At 59.9% G+C, this 23,895-nt stretch carries 18 protein-coding genes and 3 pseudogenes; 8 read left to right on the top strand and 13 right to left on the bottom strand.

The window, feature by feature from the left end; all coding sequences use genetic code 11:
- The first annotated feature begins 205 nt into the window (after positions 1–205).
- From A3OM_RS0120785 to A3OM_RS25635, 3 genes are all read left to right on the top strand, one after another.
- A complete protein-coding gene (locus A3OM_RS0120785; protein ID WP_018045718.1) occupies positions 206–1,531 on the top strand; it encodes a hypothetical protein in 1,326 nt (441 codons plus the stop codon).
- A 228-nt stretch (positions 1,532–1,759) separates the two neighbouring features.
- Positions 1,760–2,305 carry a recombinase family protein gene (locus tag A3OM_RS0120780; protein WP_018045717.1) on the top strand — a complete coding sequence of 182 codons (546 nt, stop codon included), beginning with the start codon at positions 1,760–1,762 and terminating at the stop codon, positions 2,303–2,305.
- A gap of 1,563 nt (positions 2,306–3,868) precedes the next feature.
- Positions 3,869–4,222: a hypothetical protein gene (locus A3OM_RS25635; RefSeq protein WP_018045716.1), complete on the top strand. Its 354-nt coding sequence runs from the start codon at positions 3,869–3,871 to the stop codon at positions 4,220–4,222.
- A gap of 534 nt (positions 4,223–4,756) precedes the next feature.
- On the opposite strand, the pseudogene A3OM_RS0120765 reads toward A3OM_RS25635, so the two are convergent.
- Positions 4,757–5,176, bottom strand: a pseudogene (locus A3OM_RS0120765) (transposase); the annotation flags it as partial.
- A gap of 18 nt (positions 5,177–5,194) precedes the next feature.
- Between A3OM_RS0120765 and A3OM_RS26445 the strand changes: the two are divergent.
- Positions 5,195–5,355, top strand: a pseudogene (locus A3OM_RS26445) (IS5/IS1182 family transposase); the annotation flags it as partial.
- Between the two features lie 8 nt (positions 5,356–5,363).
- Here the strand turns inward: A3OM_RS26445 and A3OM_RS24465 are convergent.
- From A3OM_RS24465 to A3OM_RS0120730, 7 genes are all read right to left on the bottom strand, one after another.
- The gene (locus A3OM_RS24465) at positions 5,364–6,656 is read right to left on the bottom strand and encodes a pyridoxal phosphate-dependent aminotransferase family protein (RefSeq protein WP_157196524.1); all 1,293 of its coding nucleotides are present in this window, start codon (positions 6,654–6,656) and stop codon (positions 5,364–5,366) included.
- A 30-nt stretch (positions 6,657–6,686) separates the two neighbouring features.
- Positions 6,687–10,310: an AMP-binding protein gene (locus A3OM_RS25970; protein ID WP_157196523.1), complete on the bottom strand. Its 3,624-nt coding sequence runs from the start codon at positions 10,308–10,310 to the stop codon at positions 6,687–6,689.
- A gap of 275 nt (positions 10,311–10,585) precedes the next feature.
- Entirely contained in the window at positions 10,586–10,741 is a 156-nt protein-coding gene (locus A3OM_RS25965; protein WP_018045711.1) for a hypothetical protein, read from the bottom strand.
- Between the two features lie 122 nt (positions 10,742–10,863).
- The gene (locus A3OM_RS0120745; RefSeq protein WP_018045710.1) at positions 10,864–11,235 is read right to left on the bottom strand and encodes a DUF3768 domain-containing protein; all 372 of its coding nucleotides are present in this window, start codon (positions 11,233–11,235) and stop codon (positions 10,864–10,866) included.
- Positions 11,232–11,858: a hypothetical protein gene (locus tag A3OM_RS0120740; protein ID WP_018045709.1), complete on the bottom strand. Its 627-nt coding sequence runs from the start codon at positions 11,856–11,858 to the stop codon at positions 11,232–11,234. Before A3OM_RS0120740 ends, A3OM_RS0120745 begins: the two co-directional genes overlap by 4 nt.
- 310 nt (positions 11,859–12,168) lie before the next feature.
- Positions 12,169–12,828 (bottom strand): response regulator transcription factor, encoded by a 660-nt coding sequence (locus A3OM_RS0120735; RefSeq protein ID WP_018045708.1) that lies wholly within the window; start codon positions 12,826–12,828, stop codon positions 12,169–12,171.
- On the bottom strand, positions 12,825–14,249 hold the full coding sequence (locus A3OM_RS0120730) for a histidine kinase (protein WP_018045707.1): 1,425 nt from the start codon (positions 14,247–14,249) through the stop codon (positions 12,825–12,827). The genes A3OM_RS0120735 and A3OM_RS0120730 overlap by 4 nt, the downstream gene beginning before the upstream one ends.
- Before the next feature lie 203 nt (positions 14,250–14,452).
- On the opposite strand from A3OM_RS0120730, the gene A3OM_RS0120725 reads away from it, so the two are divergent.
- Positions 14,453–16,255, top strand: a complete 1,803-nt coding sequence (locus A3OM_RS0120725; RefSeq protein ID WP_018045706.1) for a methanol/ethanol family PQQ-dependent dehydrogenase — start codon at positions 14,453–14,455, stop codon at positions 16,253–16,255.
- A 336-nt stretch (positions 16,256–16,591) separates the two neighbouring features.
- Here A3OM_RS0120725 and A3OM_RS0120720 read toward each other — a convergent pair whose 3' ends face one another.
- Positions 16,592–17,698: an FAD-binding domain-containing protein gene (locus tag A3OM_RS0120720; protein ID WP_018045705.1), complete on the bottom strand. Its 1,107-nt coding sequence runs from the start codon at positions 17,696–17,698 to the stop codon at positions 16,592–16,594.
- Between the two features lie 208 nt (positions 17,699–17,906).
- Between A3OM_RS0120720 and A3OM_RS26625 the strand changes: the two are divergent.
- Together A3OM_RS26625 and A3OM_RS0120715 are read left to right on the top strand one after the other, a co-directional pair.
- A pseudogene (locus A3OM_RS26625) lies at positions 17,907–17,984 on the top strand (DUF4113 domain-containing protein); the annotation flags it as partial.
- 64 nt (positions 17,985–18,048) lie between these two features.
- Positions 18,049–19,524, top strand: coding sequence for a protein adenylyltransferase SelO (locus tag A3OM_RS0120715; RefSeq protein ID WP_018045703.1), 1,476 nt, complete (start codon positions 18,049–18,051; stop codon positions 19,522–19,524).
- 36 nt (positions 19,525–19,560) lie between these two features.
- On the opposite strand, the gene A3OM_RS0120710 is transcribed toward A3OM_RS0120715, so the two are convergent.
- The 4 genes from A3OM_RS0120710 to A3OM_RS0120695 all read right to left on the bottom strand — a co-directional run bounded on the left by A3OM_RS0120710 (position 19,561) and on the right by A3OM_RS0120695 (position 22,827).
- Complete coding sequence (locus A3OM_RS0120710; protein ID WP_018045702.1) at positions 19,561–20,994, bottom strand: carotenoid oxygenase family protein; 1,434 nt, start codon at positions 20,992–20,994, stop codon at positions 19,561–19,563.
- A 277-nt stretch (positions 20,995–21,271) separates the two neighbouring features.
- Positions 21,272–21,523, bottom strand: coding sequence for a hypothetical protein (locus A3OM_RS0120705; RefSeq protein ID WP_018045701.1), 252 nt, complete (start codon positions 21,521–21,523; stop codon positions 21,272–21,274).
- A 258-nt stretch (positions 21,524–21,781) separates the two neighbouring features.
- Complete coding sequence (locus tag A3OM_RS0120700) at positions 21,782–22,600, bottom strand: hypothetical protein (RefSeq protein ID WP_018045700.1); 819 nt, start codon at positions 22,598–22,600, stop codon at positions 21,782–21,784.
- Positions 22,597–22,827, bottom strand: coding sequence for a helix-turn-helix domain-containing protein (locus A3OM_RS0120695; protein ID WP_018045699.1), 231 nt, complete (start codon positions 22,825–22,827; stop codon positions 22,597–22,599). Before A3OM_RS0120695 ends, A3OM_RS0120700 begins: the two co-directional genes overlap by 4 nt.
- A gap of 197 nt (positions 22,828–23,024) precedes the next feature.
- On the opposite strand from A3OM_RS0120695, the gene A3OM_RS25955 reads away from it, so the two are divergent.
- On the top strand, positions 23,025–23,891 hold the full coding sequence (locus A3OM_RS25955) for a hypothetical protein (protein ID WP_157196522.1): 867 nt from the start codon (positions 23,025–23,027) through the stop codon (positions 23,889–23,891).
- Positions 23,892–23,895 lie beyond the last annotated feature (4 nt).

Genomic DNA, 23,895 nt, shown 5'->3' with positions numbered 1-23,895 from the left:
CTCACACGCTGCGCTAACGTCGAGAGCAGGCGTTCCAACCTATCCGTGCCGTGGTACGGCTTCAAACAATGGCAAGGACGCTTTGCAGGCGCATCTCTATGGACACCTGACGCCTTTGAATCTGTTTGGTACGCATCACTCTGCCGAACTTTCGCAAGAGGCATCCTGATGACGGCGATGACTCATACATGATGGCGGCCTAAGGATGCCTTCAAACCTCAAAGACAAGATTCACAACTTACTCCACCCCCTAACTCATACCTCGTTAGACACCGAGCCCAATCGAATCGCTGGGCTTGAGATTCCCCGGGGGGAGGGGCTGTCGAAGAGCCAGCGTATCAACATAGCCCTTGATGGTCTTTCCGAGCGACAACTTGCTGAGTTGGCGATCAGGTTCGCCAATGAACACGGCGACATGGATCTCAACGAGGCCGGGCGCAAGGTTCTCGATGCCGATGCCCCCCCGCTGACGCGGATTACCCGACGGGACGTTGCCCGTGTATTCGAAGCTGACCTCGCGGGCGATGCTGATTTGCTCGAAATGGTCGAGCGCAATTTCGCGCTTTCTCACCCACTTGACGGGATTTTCTCCGCCGGCGTCAAAAGCCTCCGCGACCAGATCAACGAAAACATGGTGCGGAACCCCGGCATATGGTCTGTGGAGGATCTTTTCCGAGAAATCGGTGCGCTTGACTGCTCCCGGACGAGATTTGCTGGGCTACTGCAGGATGCGATTCATCCCCTGGCACGCTCCGGCGAAATGCAGCAGCGAACGGTATCGGCCCTAAACAGAGTTCTCGTGCGCGACGGCTACGAGTTGTCGCCCGATGGTCAGGAATCCGGGCATCCGATCTACGCTTTACGCCAGGTCGCGCGCGGCGTCAGTGGACGACCGAAAAACCTGATCTTTGCCTCTCGCGGCCCTAAGCCCGAGCTCGGCTTCGCTGACGCCATCAACAACGACATAGTCGTCTTGTCTGGCCAGGATAGCTGTCTGATCTTCGACAGACCGATTTCCCCCGACGGCTTGCGGTGGTCTGAGCTAACTGCCTGGTGGTCGGGCCAGGTTCCGGGCGGCGACGCTCTGAGCCTTGGCAGGCGGCTTCAGGAGTCGCTGGCGTCAGACGCCGAAAAGAATGTCTTTTCTACTTACTTCAAGGCGTACCGCAGGGGCCTTGGCGACCGATTGCCAGCACTTTTGCCCCAGGTATACCTACATTACGATCCAGCAATCGTGAAAACACTGCGTAACCGCCTGCCTCTGCCGCGGCAGCGTATGGACTTCCTGCTTCTCATGCCCGCTCGGCAGCGTGTAGTGATTGAGGTGGACGGGAAGCATCACTTCGCTGAAGGCAATCAAGCGTCCTTAAAGGTCTATAGCGAGATGGTTTCTGCAGACCGGGAGTTAAGGCTGGCCGGCTATGAAATCTACCGCTTCGGCGCGAACGAGCTAGTCGGAAGCAGAGCCAAAATGGTCATCATCGATTTTTTTGATAAGTTATTCCGCATCCACGGATTGACTAACGACTGATGGCATGGCGAGTGCGATATTCTTGTGGCGGGCGACGGGCCTCCAAGGGCACCTTCGTAAAAATTGTACAAGACCTGCCTTTGTCCCCAGTTACAAACCAAGGTACGTCATATCAGGGTATACCCTGGCGTAACGTAACATAGCCGGCGCCGGTCATCGTAACATCTGGGTTGACACCGGCTATTTGTGACAAGGTAGCCTCGGGCTTACACCCTGAGGTTACAAACCATGGCCCGCATCGGTTACGCCCGCGTCAGCACCCTCGATCAGGATCTCGATGGGCAAGTCGCCCGGCTGAAGGCCGAAGGCTGCGGGGTCATCCGTTCTGAGAAAGTCTCGGGCGGCAGCCGCGATGGCCGGGCCGAACTGGCGACCGTGCTTGAGTTCCTACGGCCGGGTGACGAACTGATGGTCACGCGACTCGACCGGCTCGGCCGCGATACCCGGGACGTCCTGAACCTTATTCACGAGGCCGAGCAACACGGCGCCTACGTCACCGTGCTCGATCCGCACGTCTCGACCCGAGGCGAAATGGGCCACGTGGTCCTCACCGTGCTCGGCATGGTGGCGCAAATGGAACGGCGGTTCATCAAGGAGCGCCAGCGCGAGGGCATTGAGCGAGCGAAAGGCAGCGGCGTTTACGCCGGCGGCAAGCGCCGCCTCGACCGCGAACGAATCAAAGCGATGTCTTCAGCAGGCGATGGGGCTGCGGCGATTGCTTCGGCTTTGGGCTGCTCCCGCATGCAGGTGTACCGCGTCCTTCGCGGGTGCTGATGGCCGCTGGCGTGTCGAATCTGCTTTGGAGCATGGAAGACGTGGTGGTGATGGTAGAGGTCGCTGCGCCCGCGCCGGAGCTGCCATTTTCAAACTGAAACACTATCCGATATCCAGATTGTTTTAAGCGGGCAGGGCGGGAGTGCTACAGCGTCCTAGCCGGCACGCAACCGTGCGCATCCTACCGGAGAATGCGAGCCTCATGCTTCGCAGAACGACCGCTCACGCCGCTCTCGCCGGCTATTCGATGCCCTCTGCTGCACGTCGGGCCAGCCGCCCAATCGGCCGCATCAATGGATTTAGTATCGTGCCGGGACGCCTGCCAGATCGGAGCTCGTCCATCGCAGCACCAAGGTCAGCACGGGCGGTAGCTTCTACGGGGCGTTTCAGCTCCCTGCAAAAGGCGAGGTGGCCTACGTGCGGTTCACCATCGAAGGGTACAACTACACCGCTTTCACCGACGAAAATTCACGACCGCATACCTCTGGCATCGTCGTGAAGAAGGAAGGGGAGGCAGGTTGCTCGGATCAAGTGCTCCGCCGGGGAAGACAATGCGGTGCCGAGCGGTGCGTCCAAGATGCCCTAGGACATGATCATGGCGATTCCGTTCGATGTGGATCAGCGAAAATAGCTCGTTACGAGTGAGCATCCGCGTAGATAATTTGTAATCTTACTTATCGTTCCTCGCCCTGCGCAGGGCTAATTTGGGTGCTAAAGATGTCCATGATGCGTGTGACGGCCGTTTTGCTGACCATTATAACCTTCGGGGGGCCGGTACTGGCGGAGCCGCGCGCTGACTTTGAGGGTGTTTGGGCTACGACCAACTCGGAATGCGCCGACGAGGAGGGACCGAACACTCGTACGCTGATAGACATGAGCAATAAGGTCGGACCGCTCTATGACAGCTACGAGCATCATTGCCGGATCCTTGGCGTATCTGGGCCTGGAAACGCGCGAACGCTATCTCTCTCATGCCATGAATTCTGGGAGGAGTTCACGAAGAAAACTTCGCCGCAGCGTGAGACAGTCAAGCTACAGATGAAAGGACCTCAGTCCCTTATAATCGACGGCAAACCCTACGTGCGCTGTTTGCGCTGAAACGTACGCACCCTCTCACCCTTCGTGTGAAGGGTTGGCATCGTAAGGCCTAGTTCTTCGGAGTTCTAAATGCTTGGACTGGCAATGCTTGCACTCGCAAGCGCGTTGATTCTCGGTAACGATGCGGTCAGGGCAGACGAGATGATATCAGGCGAATGCCTTATCTCGGTCCGCGGGCGCACCTATAGGGATGGCCCCTGTCGAATTCGGCTCTACCCAGGCGGGGGCTTCCAGGCGGGAGGTGGCCGCAGGGGCGAGTACTACGCAACCGTAGACATCGACGCGACATCCGGTGGCGCCCAGGCATTCTGGAACGGGACTGAAGCCGAAAGTCATGCCCACGACCCGCTCGGAGATGTTGTGCGTCAAGGCGGCTGCTGGGTGAACGCGAAGGCCCGCGTTTGCGCCTGGCGGCCCGGCACCCGGCCCCTCGCGGAAGCCCCAGCATTAAAGGAGGCGCCCCAGGTGGCCTGGACAGCAGGCGCCAGCCGGATCGACGTCCCCATCGTGATCGGAGGAAGCGAGAATTTCGACGCCTGTACGGGGGGCGGACACGTCGCAGGGCTCGACCCCCAGGGCGACGGGTTCCTCTCCGTGCGTAGCGGACCGGGCGGCAAGCCGTATTCCGAGTTGGACCGCCTCTACAACGGATCAGAGGTCTCGATCTGCGACGAGAAGGGATCTTGGATGGGTGTCGTTTACGGGCCGCGTTCGATGGACTGCAACACGGGAACACCTTGGCCAACCCGCATGCCCTATACCGGGCCCTGCAAGGCCGGCTGGATACATTCCCGCTACGTCAAAGTGACGGCCGGCTAGGGCGGGATGTCTAGCCTGAACCCGGCCCACTGCCGCCTCTCGATGTGATTCGAACGCAATACGGCAGGGCGAAGGCCTTATCGCCCTGGTGTGATTGCTCCCCGATATCGAGAGACGTGAGGTCGATTCAGCTGGCCGATGCGTTTGCCACTATGCGCCAAGCTGCGACAGGCCCGCGCCTTCATTTCCTCGAACTCGGCCTCCGACAAGCTGCCGCCGGCGCGAAGCTGCGCCAGCCGCTCGATCTCGGCAATCACGTCACGTAGCGGCAGCGCGACAGGGTGTGCCGGCGCGGGGTCTGCGGGGGCAGCGCCAATTGAGGCTGGCACGGCACCGGCCACCGGGGGCTGCCCGAACCGGTTCGCCCCCGGCGTCCCGGCAAAGCAGGCGAAGACCAGCGCCACGGGGCTGAGCAACAACCACCAGCCCGAATGGTCGGTGTCGTGCATCCGACGAATGCAAGCTGCTACCTGCGGCAGGAGGTGAACGAGGTACGCCTTCGGTGAAGGCCGCGTTCGTGGCCCCGGCGGAGTTTCAGGCAGCGATCTGCTGGGACTGCGGCCGGGTCCAGTTCCACGGCAGCAGATCGTCGATACGCCGGGCGGGATGGTCCGGGAACCGCGCGAGCATGTCGGCGAGCCACGCCTGTGGGTCAATGCCGTTGAGCTTGGCGGTCTCGATTAGCGTGTAAAGGGCAGCAGTGCGATGGCCGCCCGCATCCGACCCGGCGAAGGTCCAGTTGCGGCGGCCCACCGCGATGGGGCGGATCGCGCGTTCGGCGGTATTGTTCGAGAGGCAGACGCGCCCGTCATCGAGGAAGCGGGTGAAGGCGGTCCAGCGCTTGAGCAGGTAGTCGATTGCCGCGGCTGTGGGAGCCTTGGCCGAGAGCCTGGCGCGGTTCTCCCGCAGCCACGCCGCCAAGTCGGTGACGAGGGCAGCCGAGCGAGAGCGGCGGTGTGTCGTCGAGCCAAGGAGGGATAAATGGGCTTCGCAGTGCAGCCCTGGCGTTGGGTGAACGAGCGGAGCTTGGGCTGGATCGCCCGATGCTGCAGGCCGCCGCGTCCTATGCGCTCGCATTCATCGTCCTCGCCGCAACCATGATCCTTGTCACCCGAATGGCCCGACTCTTATGACATAGCTTCTAAGCACGAAAGGTTTTCCCAAGAACCTTGGCCGCTTCAATCGCTTCCTTAGGATCATGGTTTGCCATTACCTGGAAACGGAATCTTGCACGGCCGGGAGGTACCGCGGGATACTCAACTAGGTTTGTGAGAACGCCATGATTGGCGAGATCGCGGCTCATTACTCTAGCCTGATCCTCGCGACCCACAACTACTGGCACAATAGGGGAATCTGTACCCAGACATTGAAGGCCTTCGGCCTCTACGCTTGACCGGAGTGTTCGGATGTTCTTGAATAGTGATCTTCTACGATCACTACCCTCATTTCCAAAAACAATACGGCAAGTCTCTGCAATTGTCGCTGCTTGTGCTGGAGAAAGGGCATTAGAAAAAGTGTGCGGACTAGCGAAACATTTCAAGTACTCGAATATAGATCTTGACCTGCATGCAACGAATCCCCCATTTGAAGCAAAAGTTTTTGAAAAGCTCCCCATTACAATATCTACCTGACCAAGCATCTCTTGTGTCCCAAGGGATCCGTATCCCGAAGGTCCCATAGCCCCGAAATCATGGGCAACGTCCAACATCAGGCAAGCTTCGTACTCGTGACAGAGTCCCTGAATTGCTGCTATATCTGGTATGTCACTATCCATCGAAAATAGCCCTTCGGTTATGACAAGTATTGCATTGCTACTGTCCTTAGACCGAATTGACTTAAGCTGTGACTCCAAGTGACTAACACTATTATGGGAGAATCTGAATACATTTGGGGTTGCAGCAGACGCACCGTTCTGGAGGCAGGCGTGCGACAAAACGTCAAGCAAAATATGATCATTCTGCCGAACTAATCCGGTAATAGCACCGAACCCCGCCCCCCATCCAGTTGGGAAAAGCAGCACATGTTCCATTTGAAGATGTTCTGCAAGCAACGCTTCTAGTTTTAAAGAGTAACGGGTGTTTCCTAATAAGACCGCGGATCCCGCAGAATGAACACCAAATTCTCGGATTGCTTTAATGGCTGCCTCAGCAACGGCAGGGTGACTGGACAACGAAAGATAGTCCTGAGAGGCAAAATTAATACCTTCGCGCTTTTTCCCATTGGCATCTTGCAATGAGCAGTGGGTGCCAGGAGCGCTATCGAGCGAGCGTGAGTAAGGCCAAGTCTCGACCGAACTACGTGCCTGTTGCCAGTCAAAGAACGCATCCGTCCGATCAATCAATCCAGATCCACGAACATCCCGAAAATCTGCGAGGCTCTTGATTACGCCTAACATATCTAAAGATGCGTCTTTCTTCGAAATATCAGCAGTCAAAGCTAACTCCCATAGTAGAAAGTAACCGTGCTATTTATTAGCACGATTGGTGAACCAGCTGGCTATTTTTGATAAAGTGTTGTTCATGAGAAGAGTTTCGATTGGCATAGAAACGCCGATCTTTTGCTCAAGCTCAAAACTAATCTCAGTTGCGCCGAGTGAGTCAACCCCTAAAGCTTCTAACTCAAGATCGTCAGGAATAAAGTCTTTTTGATATCCGGCGTTAGCACGAGCCCACGCCAATATGACATTGTGAATGAGCGTCTTCATCTTTGGGTCGGCGGACTGGGGTATGGAATTCGGCTCCAAATCATTTAAAATTTGCCGTATGTGTGGCGACTTAAATTGAAGCAGATCATCACTTTTCCACTCTTCACCCGCAGATTCGATGTTGATATCACCGATAGCATGAACATAACCTTCAATAGTAGATAATAATAATTGAGGTGTTATTGTGTTGCCGCCTGCGCCACGTCTATCAAAAGCTGCCATTGCTTCTTCAAAACGATCTTTTGCCCACTCAATCGTTACAGGTGCTAATGGAGACGAGTTGGAACTTCCATACGCGCTAGCATATAGGGCTGCGCTTGCAGCAAGCATACCAAGGCGGTGATGTACCCACTGGCTACGGGTCAAGCCTGAGGCAGCGACATAAGGTTGGCTAGATGAACGAAGACGTTCAACCGCCTCCATGAATATTTTACTAATTCCTGGTGCACGTAAGTCATTACTCAAGAAATCACAAAACTTTTCCGTCTCTCTAAGTGCCATTGTGCCGAGGTGAAAAGCCAATGTCTCAGTGGCACCCTCGAAAATTCGAAGGAGTCTTACATCGCGGAATAGCTGTGCTGCGGGATTAGTCTCTTCATAGCCACGAGCGCCCAATAGCTGAACAAGATCGTCTGCCGCTGCGAATGCTAACTCTGGTGCAATGATTTTACAGCACAAGTATGCAAACTCAGGAACTGAGCTACCAGAATCGAGTGTTTTTGCTACCGAGTGAGTGAGAGCACCAACAGCTTCGACTGCGCATGCAATCTCGACTAACCGTGCTCGCGTTACGGCATTATCGATCAACTTACCAGTGGAAATTTTCCTTGACGTTGCGTATCGGGCCATGAGCTGAGCGCATCGCTTCATTACGCCTGTCGCCACCGCGGCTAAGCAGAAGCGTGAAAACATCATCGCATCTTGCGCAACTTGTAACCCATTTCCAACACTGCCCAAAACCGCGTCGTCGGGTACGTTTACATTAACAAATATGATTCTATTTTGGACTATTGATCTGACCCCAAGTGTACGAGCTTCAGGGCCTTGTTTTACTCCTGCTGACGTCATCGGTACGGCAAGCGCAATTGTTCCAAGCGAACTTCCATCGGTATCCACGGCTTTCGCAATTACGGTAACAATGGATGCCCAGGCAGCTAAGCCGATCCATCGTTTTTCTCCCTCAAGGGTCCAACCACCCGGAACTCGATGGGCTCTTGTTTTTATAGCAGACGGATTGGATCCGGCATCGGACTCAGTAAGAGCAAATGAAGCAATCTGTCGCCCTTTTGCCAAGCCTGGCAGCCACGCTTCTTTCAGCGATGACGTTCCGTAGTTTAAAATTGTTCGGACAGCGAGACAGTTATGAATCCCGACCATTAAACCGAGACTGACATCGACTGCGGCCATTTGTTCCGCAATGCGAATGAGGTCTTGGTGGCTTAGATTTAAGCCTCCATACTCAGAAGGAATCTGCCAACCGAAAAAACCTTTATTTCCAAGATCCAGCACGACGTGTGGGGATATTGTTCGCCGTTCGTCCATAAGTTGAAGATCGATGCGGTGTTGCGAATATGTTCGGAACCAATCAATTAGCTCGCTTGTCGCTATCGCACTGTAAGCTTTGCGGTCGTTCTTTGCACCGGCCTCATTCACAGTCGAACTAAATATGTCGTGGAGTTCACCGGTCTGGTATAAAACCTTGCACTTCGTTCTTTGGACTTTTCCACTAGATGTCCTCGGGAACGTTCCTGGTCTTATAAATATGACATCGTCAACTCTAACTGACAGCTCGTTTACCACCGCCATCCGAATAGCAGATGTCATACTGCTGCCCATATTCTTAATAAAAGATACCTTTTTCTCTATATTCTTTTGGGCTGATCTCACCATACTGCGATCTGCTTCAATTACAACAATCAGGCGTTCTACTCCGTCTGTGCTGACTCCGAAAGCCGCACAGCTATTTGGACGTTTCAAATCAACTTCGTGTTCGACGAGAAACTCGACGTCTTGAGGATAAATATTGCGGCCGCGGATGATGATCATATCCTTTATCCGGCCAGTTATAAATAGTTGTTCTTTAGACATAAAGCCTAAATCGCCTGTGCGTAAGAATGTCTTGTCTATTTCTCCATCAATATTATTGCCAAATGTATCAACAGTATCCGTATTGTGACCAAAATAACCTGGTGAGACATTGTGGCCGCTAACCCATACCTCGCCTACCGTACCGTCTAAGCACGGATGATGACTGACGGGATTGACTATCTTGAGCGAAACTCCGGGTGCAGCAGTGCCGCAACTAATTAGTGCAGTACCTAGAGCTTCATCAGGCGTTTCCTCAATGATACCCTCACCAAGTTTGGTCGTACTGACCTGTATTCGCGAGTGCTGCCATGCCAAGCGCGTGCTTGATACAAAAAGTGTTGCCTCAGCCAAGCCATAGCATGAGTAAAACGAGTCTCGGTCAAAACCAGAGGGAATGTACGCTTTTGCAAACTGGTCTAAGGTGTCCGTTCGGATCGGCTCAGCACCGACGTAAGCAATTTTGAGCGACTTCAGGTTTAGATTCGTTGAAGCTGAGAAAGCATGTTTTACGCATAGTTGCCAGCCGAAATTAGGGCATCCTGCGATAGTTCCTTTGTAATCTGAGATCGCTTCTAGCCATTTCATTGGCCGAACTAAAAATGCAGATGGCGACATGAATACATGACGGCCACCCGCGTAGAGTACTGATAGTAAATTACCAACTAGTCCCATATCATGGAACAGTGGAAGCCAGCCGACCATTACAGTGGCATGCGATAAATCGAAGCCGTCTACAAGCTGGTTAAGATTAGTCGAGAGCATTCGGTGCGTTACTACGACACCTTTAGGTTTCGAGGTTGATCCTGACGTGTACTGAATGAATGCGGCACTGTCTATTTCAGGCGGTATGTGCTTGATTATAGATTCTCGATAAATCTCATTTGTTGAAATTAGCGGTATATTAAGACCGCTTTGATTTAAATGGTTCACGACCGTGTTTTTTACTGTAGAATTCGTAAGTACTGCGTGTGGTTGCACATCCGTCATTACACTTTCAAGTCGGCCACCTTTTCTCGGCTTTGTAGGAATATTTATTGGTACAGCGGTGATACGGGCTTCCAGTGAAGCCAAAAACGAAACCACGAAGTCGATCCCGGCCGGATACAGCAGCAAAGCTCGCGACCCAGTTGAAATTTGTTCCTGAAGCGCCTGAGCGAGTTCGTCAACGCGATTACCTAGTTCGCCGTATGTCAGCTCGTTGATGCCTCCATCGTCACGTAAGAAGGTTAAAGCTATGCGTTCAGGATTATCGCGGTAGTGCTCACGTAGTCGCGTCGATAGCAGCACTAATTCCACTTTTCATTCCTATCTACTGCCGAGCTTGGCACGGGAAGAAATGCCCGGCCAAGGAACCGTTGATGACGCCTTTATAGAACGCCCTTCGAACAGGTTTTTGGCGGCTTTGTGATGCATGGAAAAGTTTATCTCAATGTTGCAAAGTTGCACCGGATGCGACCTCCACGTGTTCAAAACCCTCTCCTTTTTGCGCACAGATCGAGCAAAGCGTTCAATATTTCATCGAAGTTTGTGCCGCTCCCATGCACGTAGTGACAACGGCGTCAGCGTCGTATTCAGTCATCCTTGTTGCTGGTGGCGATGGCTTCATCAAGCATAGGCCCGGTCAACGCGATGCCGAGGTACCGAAGAATGAAGTGCTTGTAGTCACCCCGCGAGTACCGGCCGAAAAAGTCGCGATAGATCCGCATCGCACTGAGGTACGAGTTCATGGTCGAAATCCTGATGTAGGGGTGGTGACAAGGGCGGCGGCGTGGCCAGGGGCAGGCACAACGCCGTTCGGGCGGGTGAGCCTACTGGGCAGCCGGCAGGCACGGTTATCGGTGTCGAGGGCTCAGTATTCCTGAGCCAGCATGATGGTGAGGATGCGCACAGTAACCGCAGGGTCGGCCGGGTCAGGCGAGTGACCGACCATGGCGTGGTCGTAGGTATCGATCTTCCAAAAGCACCGCTGCCCGGCGAGATCGAAGGCGCCAAAATCATGCTCGCGATGTGGGTCGTCGGCGACGCTGAAGGCCGCGAACGATTGCACCGCTGCCTCTGCCTCGCGCCGGTGCTCCTCTGGCAGGGTGGCGATCCCGCGCGACAGCATCACATGGCCGCCGACAAAGCTCCGGCGGAAGGCATCGTTGAGGGCACGCACCCGGTTGGTGTGGGTGGTCGAGGCGGGATTCGCCTCGACGCTGATGGGGGCCGGGCGGCTCATGCCCCTGGCTTCGCGCCCTGAACCGCGCCGGGCGGCAGCAAGCCAAGCTCGCTGCGGTGCCGGGTGATCAGCGGATCGTCGGGCCAGTCGCGCCACTGAAGCTCGAAGGCGTCGTCGGCCTTGGTGTACATGATGATCGCTTCGAACCAGCCCTCTTGGGGGCCGGCGCAGGCGAGCACGAGGCAGCCCCGTTCAATGCCGGGCCAATCGGCGGGCGCCTTGAAGCGGCCGCCATGGCCTCCGGCGCCCGAAGCGTCACCGGCACTGCCGCCTGAGGCCGGAGGGGCGCCGGTGGCCTTGGCTGAGGCCCTGACGGGCATGGTGACATCGGGCAGGCCCGCCGCCGCGACGAGCCGGTCGAACACCTCGGCTTTGACGAACGGTACGAAGGCTTTGCCACTCCCGAACAGGCGTCCCTGCGGCAGGCCGGCCGCGAGGCTGTGGTGGGTGTCGTCGCTGATCTCAAGCACATGCATGCCCATCAGGCCGGCGGCGCGCTCGGCCTCGGCCTTGTCGTCGGCGGCAAAGCGCGAAGCGTGGGGGCGGTGTCGTTCGTCGCGGCCGAACAGGATCAGGCCGGGCGGTATGGTGGCAGCTGGGCTGATTGCGGTGTTCAGCGTCATGAGCAGGCTCCAGAAACGACGAAGGCGGCCTGGAGGCCGCCTTGCGTTGAGTGTGAGGGGAAGGATGCACCCGCCTGCTGCCGGGTAGGCTCGGGTGGTGGCAGGCGTCGCAACAGCAGCGGCATTGGGGGCATCCGGTTAGCTGCGAAACAGCCCGCAGCGAACCTCACATTATAAGACTATCATCCTAATGTCAAGCTTAGGTTGGTTTTCAGCTGGCGCAGCTACCTATGAATTATGCCGCCAGGTCTCTTTGATAATAGCGGAGCAGTCACAGCAATGAGCAAACTCTTGTCGTCTTGCTTTTGCGTCAGGCGTTGTCAGGTAATCCACTTGGTCGGATGAGGCCCGCGGCAATTGCCAGCCAGACGAGGTGCGCGTCATTGCGGGCACCCAGCTTCGCCTTGATGCCATAGTGGTAGTTTTGAATGGTTTTGGGGCTTAGGTTGAGCGCCTTGGCGATGGCCTCCGTGGCCATGCCGGATGCCACGAGTTGAAGTACCTCGACTTCCCGGGGGCCGAGCTCGTCGAGCGGCGAGCGCTTGCCGCTGAGACGTTCCGCTGCAAGCTCCTGTGCGATGTCGGCGCTGACTGCCTGTCCGCCACGTGCCACGATGGCCACCGATCTAACCAGTTCCTCGGGGACGCTGCTTTTGGTGACGTAACCCGAGGCTCCCGCCTCAAAGGCTTTCAGGGCGTAGGCCGCCCCCTGATGCATGGTGAACACTAGGATGCGGGCGCGCGAGTCCCATTGCCTGATGTGACGGACTCCCTCGAGGCCGCTAGGACCCGGCAGCGACAGATCCATGATCACCAATGTCGGTTTCATGGCCTTATATGCCCGGTAGGCATCGGATGCCGTCTCTGCCTCGGCCACAACGCGGTATCCAGGTTGACGCTCCAGTAGCCGACGATACCCTTCCCGAACGACAGGATGGTCATCGACGAGGAGGATGCCAATCTCGCTCACGCGGCAAGCCCCTCTAGCTTCATTTCGGGAGGGATCTTCCTATCGTTCCGTGGGCTAGAATGATCGGCCTCCGACGGACATGGAATCGTCGCTTCGATCCGTACGCCGCCTTGGGCGGGGATGATGGCCAAAGTCCCGCCGAGAGCCCCGATCCGCTCACGAATGCCGAGAACGCCGTGGCCGCTGGCGGTCTCCACCAGCGTCGCGTCGCCACCGCCGTCATCCACGATGCCGAGCGTTACCATGTCCGGCGTCCGAACAAGGCTGACATTCACCTGAGTCGGCTTTCCGTGACGAACTGCATTGGTGAGGCACTCCTGCACGATCCGGTAGATGCTGAGCGCAACCGGTGCGCTCAGTGTCGAGAAGTCACCGGCAAAGCTCAGGCTGAAAGCGGCGGGCTTCGCACTTCGTCCCTCCCATGTAGAGACCAGGCGGCGGAGGCTATGTTCCAAGCCGAACTCTTCGAGGTCGGGAGGCCGCAGGCGTGCCAGCGCCCCTTTCAGCGTACCCATCATATGACGGGTGATCCGGCTGATCGAGCGAGCGTCGTCACGCAACTCCGAACGTTCGCCGGCCTCGGCCTCGATTGCGCTCGCCAGGGCTCCCGTGGCGGTCAGACATTGTCCGAACTCATCATGAAGCTCACGTGCGAGTGCACGGCGCTCTTCTTCCTGAACGGCAAAAAGGCGCCGGGTCAGCGCCGTCCGCTCGGCCGTGGTGTGCTGGAGACGCTCGCTCAGGGCGTTCACGGCACGCGCGATGCGGTCGAATTCCCCGGCTCGAAACGGGGGTAGGCGGGTGGAATGATCGCCCCTCTCCATCTTGCCGAGGCCACGGGTAATCACCCGCGCCGGCTGTAGTGCGATACCGATCACGAAGGTGGCCAGGATGGCGATACCGCCAGCCATGGCGGCAGCGGCGGCCATCAGCACCCGCACCTGTCGCCAGACCTGGCGCACGGCCGCGCCCCGGTCGGGCGTAGTGACCACGATCCCCGCTTCCCTGCGATTCAGGATCACCGCGCGGCGCATCGGCGGGATCACTCCGAAAGCCTCGCGATACAACGTTTCGAACCACGCCGGAGCTGGCCTACCCGCTGTCTCCAGGCCACTGCATTGCTGAAGCGTGGCCTCGCCCTCCCATGTCAGGGCGACGCAGTTCCCGGGGCTGATGAATCGCAGGGTGTGCGAGCTGCGCCAATCCGGAAAGGCATATTTGGCGGAGCGACCGGCGCTGCCGCGCCAGGTCAGTTCCCGCCAGGCGAGTTCCTGCGCTTCCCGGACGACCCGGTCGGCCGAGGCCGCGGTCTCCTCCCGGATGCCTTGGTGTACCTCGGCGACGACCCAGGCTGTGGCACAGGCCAGGCAAAGCAGCACTACGCTCAGGACGCGCAGGATCAATCCGATGAGCAGACCCATGCCGTGGTGTTCCCCGCATCCAGCGAGGGAGAGGGACGCAACGGCCGGATGCTGGCAAGTGGGCAAGGCTGCGATCAGGCAAAATGCCCGACTGACGACGGGGATCCTGCCCTACCAGGGGACCGGGCGGGCCAATAGCGTTTCCGTCGTCGGGCTGCTCCGCGAGACAGTCGAAGAAGGCAGCCGGCGACGGGAGGAATTCCATGAAACATGCTTGCCTTCTCGGCTTGGGCCTCGCGGTTGCGGGTGCCACCGCCGGGCTCGCCAATGACGACGTGCTCAAGCGCAGCCAAGACCCCAACCAGCAAGTGCTGCAGACGCTCGACTACGCCAACACCCGCTACTCGAAGCTCGACCAGATCAACGCCGGGAACGTGAAGAACCTGCAGGTCGCATGGAATTTCTCAACCGGCGTCCTGCGCGGCCACGAGGGTTCACCGCTCGTCGTCGGTGAAATGATGTTCGTCCACACTCCCTTTCCCAATATCGTCTATGCCCTCGACCTCAACAACGAGGGCAAGATCCTCTGGAAGTACGAGCCGAGGCAGGATTCGTCCGTGATCCCGGTAATGTGCTGCGACACGGTCTATCGCGGCCTGGCCTATGCGGATGGCGCCATCATCCTGCATCAGGCCGACACCACCCTGGTCTCATTGGACGCCAAGTCCGGCAAGGTGAACTGGTCGGTCAAAAACGGGGATTCGAAAATCGGCGAGACCAACACCGCCACGGTGCTGCCGGTGAAGGACAAGATCATCGTCGGCATCTCCGGTGCCGAGTATGGCATTCGCGGCCATATCACCGCCTACGATGCGAAGACCGGTAATCGCGTCTGGCGCGGCTACAGCGTCGGATCCGATGACGACATGATCGTCGATCCAGCGAAGACGACGTCGCTCGGCAAACCGATTGGTCGGGATTCCTCCCTGAAGTCCTGGGAGGGCGATCAGTGGAAGACCGGCGGTGGCGCGACCTGGGGCTGGTATTCTTACGATCCGAAGCTCGACCTCGTCTATTACGGCACCGCCAACCCCTCGACTTGGAACCCCAAGCAGCGTCCGGGCGACAACAAGTGGACCATGGCGATCTTCGCTCGCAATCCCGATACGGGCATGACCAAGTGGGTCTACCAGATGACCCCGCACGACGAGTGGGACTACGACGGCATCAACGAGATGATCCTCACGGATCAGAAGATCGACGGCAAGGAGCGCCCTCTCCTAACCCACTTCGACCGTAATGGCTTCGCTTACACCCTGGACCGCGCCACGGGTGAGGTATTAGTGGCCGAGAAGTTCGATCCCGTAGTGAACTGGGCCTCGAAGATCGACCTGGACAAGGCGTCGCCTACCTATGGCCGCCCCCTCGTCCAGGCCAAGTTCTCCACCGACCAGAACGGCGAGGACACCAATACGAAGGGCGTTTGCCCAGCCGCGCTCGGCACCAAGGATCAGCAGCCCGCTGCATTCTCGCCGAAGACCCAGCTGTTCTACGTGCCCACCAACCATGTCTGCATGGACTATGAGCCATTCCGGGTGAGCTACACGCCGGGCCAGCCCTATGTTGGTGCGACCGTCTCGATGTACCCGGCTCCCAACAGCCACGGCGGCATGGGCAACTTCATTGCCTGGGATAACCTGAAGGGCCAGATCAAGTGGTCGAACCAGGAGCAGTTCTCGGTATGGTCGGGTGCTCTCGCCACCGCCGGTGACGTGGTGTTCTATGGGACGCTCGAAGGCTATCTGAAGGCCGTCGATTCGAAGACCGGCAAGGAACTCTACAAGTTCAAGACGGCCTCCGGCATCATCGGCAACGTGATGACCTACACCCACAAGGGCAAGCAGCACCTCGCCATCCTGTCAGGTGTCGGTGGCTGGGCCGGCATCGGCCTCGCAGCCGGTCTCACGGACCCGAATGCCGGGCTCGGCGCGGTGGGTGGCTACGCTGCCCTGTCGAGCTACACCAACCTCGGCGGTCAGCTGACGGTCATCACGCTGCCGAACTGACCGACCTCAACTCGATGCATCCGCTCTGTCGGGGCGGATGCAAGCACTGTTCTCCTGCGCAGTGACCGCTGTCCGGAGGAATGGCGTATCGCCCTCGCGCCAACGACGAAGAGGGCTGTTTGCGACAGTAACTGATCCGAACCTGCGTGGGGCGTATGTCCTTCACTTTGTTGTCGTACGGTAATGGATCGGCGGGCTTTCGGGCCCGCCATTTTTTTGGCTGAAGCCAGACGCCTAAACGGGCAGCGGGGCGCAAAGGCACATAGCAGACACCGCCTACCGTTTGCATAAGCGAACTCTATCACGCGTCTCCGCCAACCGATCTGCGGATCGCTGTCATATGAGCCGAGGGATGGCTTTCCTCAGCCGGGAGTAGCCGCCGGTGGCCAACGGCCACGCCTGTTCGTCCCAGGCCCGGCGAAGGCGCAAACACCCCTGTGGCAGCACCATCGCCGATGGTCCGACCGGAGCCCATGCGGTCACAATCGGCAGGCTGCCAGCCCAGTCCTTTTCGATCAGGGATGCCGGGCATCCTAAATAGGCTTCGGCTCGCACCAGGGCGTCGGCCATCGCAGCCTCGTCCGCAGCCTTGACCAGGTCAGACGCGCCGTCCGCATGGGCAATGAAGCCGCCGACGCGGGCGACCCGCGCGGTGCCAAGGGGTAGGCTCTCCGGGTGCAGATCGTCGAGGTGCAGGAGGAGCGCAACCTCGCCCTCCGGCTCGACATCGCCCGGCGGCAAAGGCACTTCTCGCGGCGGCACCGGCTCGTCGAGGGCGTCGGGGTACTCATCGAGGCCGACCGGGTCGAAGCGCCCATCGGTGTAGCGACGGATGTTCTCGGCGCGGGCGACATAGTGCTTGCCCCGAGTGTGCAGGCCGGCGACCCAGCGCCAGGACAGCGTATTGCTGGCTGGATCGCCATCGACGAGGTGGCGCATGAAGAAGTCCGCACCGAGGGCCCACGGCAGGCGAAGGGTGAAGATCCAGATCGAGGCGAACCACATGCGCGCATGGTTGTGGAGCCAGCCGGTCTCGACGAGTTCGAGGGCCCACGCATCAAAGCAATCGATGCCGGTCCGCCCCTCAGTCGCAGCCTCGTAGGTCCGCCGCAGGCCCGGCTCGATGGCAAGGCGCTCATGGCCCTCAGCCGCCAGCGTGAGGAAGCGTGTCCAGGCAGCGGGATGGGTTTCCAAATGCCCTTTGAAGTAGGTCCGCCAGAACACCTCGCTGACAAACTTCTCGGCCCCCTCATCACCGAAGGCAGCGACGGCCGCAGCGACGACCTCGGCCTCGGTGATCAGGCGCCGGCGCAGGTAGGGTGAGAGGGCCGAGGTCGTGGACCTCCCTTCGGGCCCAAGGTCGAAGTTGCGGGACCCGGCATACTCCGCTCCTTCCTTCGCGATGAAGGCAGCGAGGCGGTCGAGCCCGGCGGCACGGGTCATAGGGAAAATGCGATCCATGACCGTGAGCTAGCGCGCGACGAGGAGAAGCCGATGCGACCGATTTTCGAGGGTAACGGGCGCCCGTATCGAAGCGATACCCCTGAAAGCGTCACAGGCGGCCCAGGCCGGCCATCTCGAGTTACGCGCAAGGTTTGCGCCGTTAGAGGCTTTCAGCGTCTGCAGCCCCTGCTGGGCGCGCGGGGCGGTGATGCCCGGCACGGCCGGCTTCGGCGCACAGCGAACGTGGTCCACGCGATCCGATATGCGCTCGCCGGGGTACACGACCCGGATGGCTGACCGGTCCCCGGAATACGCTTGTTCGCTGGCGCGATCGCTCATAGCTCACGATTATGACCGCGATTCCTTTCGACAACAGCTACGTCCGCTTGCCGGACCGCTTCTTCGCCCGCCGCGCCCCGACACCTGTCGCAGCCCCGCGCCTGATCCGCTTGAACCGCGCGCTTGCAGCGAACCTCGGCATGAACCCGGATTGGCTCGCCGGCCCCGCCGGGGTGGGGACGCTCGCGGGGAACAGCGTCCCTGAAGGTGCCGATCCGATCGCGACGGCTTACGCCGGCCACCAATTCGGCAACTTCGTACCGCAGCTCGGTGACGGGCGCGCCGTTCTGCTCGGCGAGGTCGTCGATCGTATTGGACAGCGCCGCGACATCCAGCTCAAGGGCGCGGGCCCGACCCCGTTCTCACGCCGCGGCGACGGCCGGGCGGCGCTCGGGCCGGTGCTGCGCGAGTACCTCGTGAGCGAGGCAATGGCGGCGCTCGGCATCCCGACCACACGGGCGCTAGCGGCGGTTGCCACCGGCGAGTTGGTGGTGCGTGAGACCCGGCTGCCTGGGGCGGTGCTCGCCCGCGTGGCGGCCAGCCATATCCGGGTCGGTACCTTCCAATACTTCGCCGCCCGGGGCGATACAGAGGCGGTGCGGGCGCTCGCCGACCACGCCCTCGCCCGGCACTATCCCGAGGCATCCTCGACAGGGCACCCTTACCGGGAGCTGCTCGACGGCGTCGTCGCCCGCCAAGCCGACCTCGTGGCGGCCTGGCTCCTCGTCGGATTCGTCCACGGGGTGATGAACACCGACAACATGTCGGTGACCGGCGAGACGATCGATTACGGCCCCTGCGCCTTCCTGGACGCCTACGACCCGCGCACGAGCTTCAGCTCGATCGATGCGCACGGGCGTTACGCCTACGGCCAACAGCCGGGGATCGCCCTGTGGAACCTGACCCGCCTCGCCGAGACCTTGCTGCCGCTGCTGGGCGAGGACGAGGCGGCGGCGGTCGAAGCGGCCGAGGCGGCGCTCGCCGGGTTCGGTCCGCGCTTCGAGGCGGCGTATCGTGGTGGTCTCGCGCAGAAGCTCGGGTTGTCCGGAGACCAGGACGGCGCCGGGGTGCTTGCGGACGACCTGTTGGCGTGCATGGCGGAGAACCGGGCCGATTTTACCCTGACCTTCCGCCGCCTGTGCGACGCGGCCGAGCGGCCGAAGGCGGACGCTGGGGTGCGCGACCTGTTCGTGGACCCAACCGCGTACGACGCCTGGGCCGTGCGCTGGCGGGAGAAGTTGACCGAGGGGGTACGGAACCCCGCGGCGACGGCGGTGGCGATGCGCGCCGTCAATCCTGCCTTCACCCCGCGCAACCACCACGTTGAGGCGATGATCGCGGCGGCGGTCGAACGAGGCGATTTCGGCCCGTTCGAGGAGCTGTTGGCGGTGCTGTCGCGGCCCTACGACGACCAGCCTACCTACGCTCGCTACGCCGAGGCGCCGGAGGGCGGCGGGGCGGACTACCGGACGTTCTGCGGCACGTGACCGCGCGCCGGCGTTCAAGCCACACCACGATCGTCATTAGGCCCTATGATTCGGAAACCAGTTCCCGTGGAAGCCCGGCGGGATCCGGTGTCCAAGACGGACCGTGGCGACGGGGGGCGCCTCGAACGCGCGTGCGTCGAGGATTGTGAAGTCGGTCGTGTCGCTCACCGTGTCGATAACGAGCCCGACAAGCCACCCCTCGTCCTCGCCGCTCTCCGGTCCCGTCGGCACGAACACGAACTCCCCCGGGACACGGTCGGGGCCGAACTCGTGCATGCGCCGCTCCCCCGTCGCCAGGTCGTGCTTGTAGATCTGTGTCGCCCCGACGAGTTGCGTGTTGCCGTCAGCGGGGACCGAGCCCGTGTAGACGTAGCGGTGGGGGCGCCCGAAGCGGCGCTCGTCGATCCGGGGAAACTCCTGTGCCGCGGGGTCGATCACCCGCCGCTCGACCCGCCCCGTCGCTGGGTCGGCGGTCCAGCGCTCCAGCCGGCCCGGCGTATCGAGGCCGCCACCGGCCGAGGCGAACACCCTCTCGTAGGCGACGATGTCGAGGACCACCCGCCCGTCCGCGTCGTCGTAGGCGTTGGCGACGTGGAAGACGAAGCACGGCTCGACCGCGCACCACACGATGTCGGCGGCCGTGCCGTGCCGGGGAAGCAGGCCGACGCGGGCACGGTGGGCCGGGTTCCAGCGGAACGGGAAGCGGTGGCCTGCCAGCACCGCCCGCATCGAGAAGGTGACCGGCAGGTCCAGCACGACGACGAAACGCGCTGTGATCGCGCAGTCGTGGATGCAGGGACCGTGCTCGACCGGGATCGACACGTCGCGCACGACCCGGCCCGCGGCTGAGAGGACGACATGGCGTACGCTGTCCCAGACGCGGCCGTCATAGGCGATGGCATGTGTCTCGCCGCTCGCCGGGTCGCGGTGCGGGTGCCCGCTGAAGGAGCCAGCGAGCGTGCCGCCGAACGGATCGTAGCGTTGCGTCTCTAGGTCCTCGGACAGCGTGACGGGGTAGCTCCCAGCCTCGACCACGGCGAAGGCGCGGTCGCCGATCTCGACTACGTTGGTGTTGACGGTATCGTCGCCCCGGCGCGGCCCCGGGGCGGCGGGTCGGCCGAGCGTTGCGGACGCCGCGCGCGAGCCAATCCAGCGGTTGCGGTACCACAGGGCCTTTCCGCCTTCGATGCGGAGACCGTGCACCATGCCGTCGCCCAGGAACCAGTCGTGGCCGCGCGTCGTCGGACGGGCGGGGTTGGCGCCCATCTTGAGATAGCGGCCGTCGAGCCCCGCCGGGATCGTCCCGGTGACGGGCAGATCTCGCAGCGTCAGCTCCTCGCGCATCGGCGCATGCACGCCGACCACGAAGGGGTGCGGCGTCCGCGGCAGGCGTAGCCGGTTGCAGGCAGCCACCAGCGCGACGAGGCCTTCCGCAGCAGTACGCAGGGTGGATTTGAAAGGGTTCGGCATCGGTCGCATTCTCGGGACGGTGCGGTGGCGAAGGCCGTCTTCGCGGAGCATCCCCGTCACCAGACGAGGACGACGACTCTGCCTACATGAGATGATTCTGTCGCGGATCTGCACACAAGACCCAACCTCGGACCCGCGCGCCACGTGTCGGCTTGACCGGGTGCAAATGTCCGCTTCGAGCGTTGTCGCCCAAGGGCATTTCTAAAAAAAAGTCTCAATTTAAGTGCCTGGGACCCCACACGTGAGCCCCAGGGTTCTTCAAGATAGTTTGGGGGACTTAGCCATCGGCACGTGCGGCGTCTTCGCGCAGGCGATGCGCCAAGCGCTCAAGGTAGATCGCCATGTCGTACTCTGACTCGACATCGAGAACTATCCAGCTCACCACCGCGTCGAGCAGCACCTTCAGCGTTTCCTCCGCAGTTGAGGACGCCTTGTGCTTTTTGATCAGCCTACCAATCTGCTTCGAGGCATGGACATGGAGGCGATGCCGACCTTTGACCCACACGCAGCGCTTTTCAACGTAGCTCATAACAAACCTCACTGATGGAGGGTGCCTGATTGAGCACCCGTTGATCTTTACGCGAGGTGACGAGTCATTTCGGATTTTGCGATTTTCGATTGCTGGGGAGGCAAGTACGCGGGGTGGCGGCGATATGCTGTATACCCACCCTCAACCAGCACCCCGCGTTCAAACAGGCCCCAGCAGCCCCACATCACCATCAGAGCCTAGCCCCGCTGCACAACAGCCGAGCCAGGCCCTGTTTCGTGATGTCACCGCAGATGCCGCCTACCGCAGCAACACCAGTCGGTCGTGCACCCGCCTGAAGCCACGCAGGATCAACCGCTCGGTTGGCTGAAGGCCGAGTAACCACGTGTCGTGCTCCAGCCCGGCCTGCCAGTTCACAGGCCGCTTGTCGCGATCCTGCGTGCCGCGCGAACCGACAATGGCGATGCGTTCGGCCGGCGCGCGCTTGTTTGAGTAGCTGAGGGCGTTTCCGAGATTGGTTACCTGCTTCAGCACCACAGGACGCGCGCCTGCGGGCAGTGCCCCCGCTGGCATGAACGCGGCTTTTAAAGCCGCACGCGGACACCGTGTTGCGATCGCAAAGTGAGTGTGCGGTCCCCAATACGAAGCGCCGTCGCGTTCGATCTCCAAGCTGACCTCACAGGCGCCGAAGGCATGCGTTGGCCCCCAAGTCCCCTCGACCCGCCGAAGGCGTCTACGAAGGCCTTGCTGCATTCCATCAAGCGAGAGGCTCTTCAGTGCGCCGATTGGCGTTGCGTAGCGCGGGTCGATGACCGTGGCGAACCACAGCGGCAACTCCGTCTCTTCGAGCAGATCATGCGCCTGCGCGACCAGCTTGAGGACCGCTACGGGCTCACCAAACCAGCATGCTGCGGAACACACTCGGTTCGGACAGCCGCGACCGTTGCAGGCCTCCAGGTGCCGCCAGTGGCGTCGTGGAACGCCACCGCGCTGGAAACCGGCGAGCATCCTCGTTTGCTTCAGCTGAAGCGTTTCGACCGTCGGCAGGTAGCGGACCTCCTGCCGCTCAAGTTCGGCCAACAGTTCGGGCGACAAATCGTTGGGAAGCGGGCCGCTCATCGGGCGCCCCCCTGATCGCTCGTGCTGCTGCGGAGGCAGCCCTGTTCCCATGCGACGACATCGCTGAGGCGATACCGCACCAGTCGGCCGAGCTTGAGGTAGGGGATGCCGTCGCCAGCGACTCGCTGGTTGCGCAGGGTTTTGACCGATCGCCCCTGTCGCTCGGCGACGGCGTGTTCGTCGAGCAGGTGATCGAGAACCGAGTTCGTGTGCTTGTCGTCGTTCATTACGCAGCGCTCCTGGTGCTGTGACGACGAGCCTTTACGGAAGATGTTACGCGGCCTCGGGCAAACCGTTTTTCAGCCGGCTTCCCTTGGACCAACGGCTGCTCCGCTCCCAAAAAGGAATGTGGGACAAGCGCCCGCTTGGTCTGTTACACAGACGAAAAGCAGCATGACATCGAACTTAAAATGGAAGGTACGCGATGCCCCAGAAGCCCAAGCTCCACCGTCGAGCACTTCCTCCAAAAAAACAGCCTATCGGCCGCTTTGCTGCGGACGCAATTGCGTTGCGCCAGAAGTCGCAGACGAAACCACGAGCACCAAGGAAGCCGACGATCGCCGCACGCGGTCCCGACATCCCTGAGGCCATTGCACTCGACGCCGCGCGATATCTTCTCAAGAGGGGCGATGTGCCAGCATTCGGTGGATCTGAGCCCGATGCGATGGCCACTTGGTTCGCCGAGCGAATGGTCAAGTTCAACCGCGAAAATAAAAAGCAGCACTACGAGACGATTACTGCTGCCTACGCAATGTTTGTGGCATCACAAACCGACTCCACGTTGCAACGAGCAGTCGCAGAGGCAGCGCATCAGCAAAACCTTGTCGTTGACGGTCGAAAATCCCAACTCCGAATCATTCTTGAGCTGCATATCTCCTATGGAAGCAGCTGCGATCCGCAAAGCATGCGTCAGGCTGGAAAGAACTACAGTCGCGATGTTGCGGCGATTACAAGCCTTATCGAGCGTGGTATTGCACCCAGCGGAGTTATTGCCTTGGCTAGTCAAAAAGGTGAAGGATTGGACCAGTGGGCCCGATGGAAGCCTGAAGGCAATCCTGAAAAGCCGACCGCACAGAAAAAGCTGAAAAAGTCATTGATCAGCAAGAATGATAGATCACCCAGGAAATCACCCTTCGGCCGCGATCAAAGCCATCTCAATTATGCCGACAGTGCTGACCATTATTTGGTGCTGATGGAAAGAAATCAACTGGGAGATGAAACGTGTATAGCCGAAGTGGCAATCGACGAAACCAACCATGAGGATCTCAACAAGTTTTTCAAATTTGTTTGATTTA

The sequence above is a fragment of the Methylobacterium sp. 88A genome (assembly GCF_000376345.1).
Classification (GTDB): Bacteria; Pseudomonadota; Alphaproteobacteria; order Rhizobiales; family Beijerinckiaceae; genus Methylobacterium; species Methylobacterium bullatum.
This window is presented reverse-complemented; position numbering and strand designations above follow the sequence as displayed.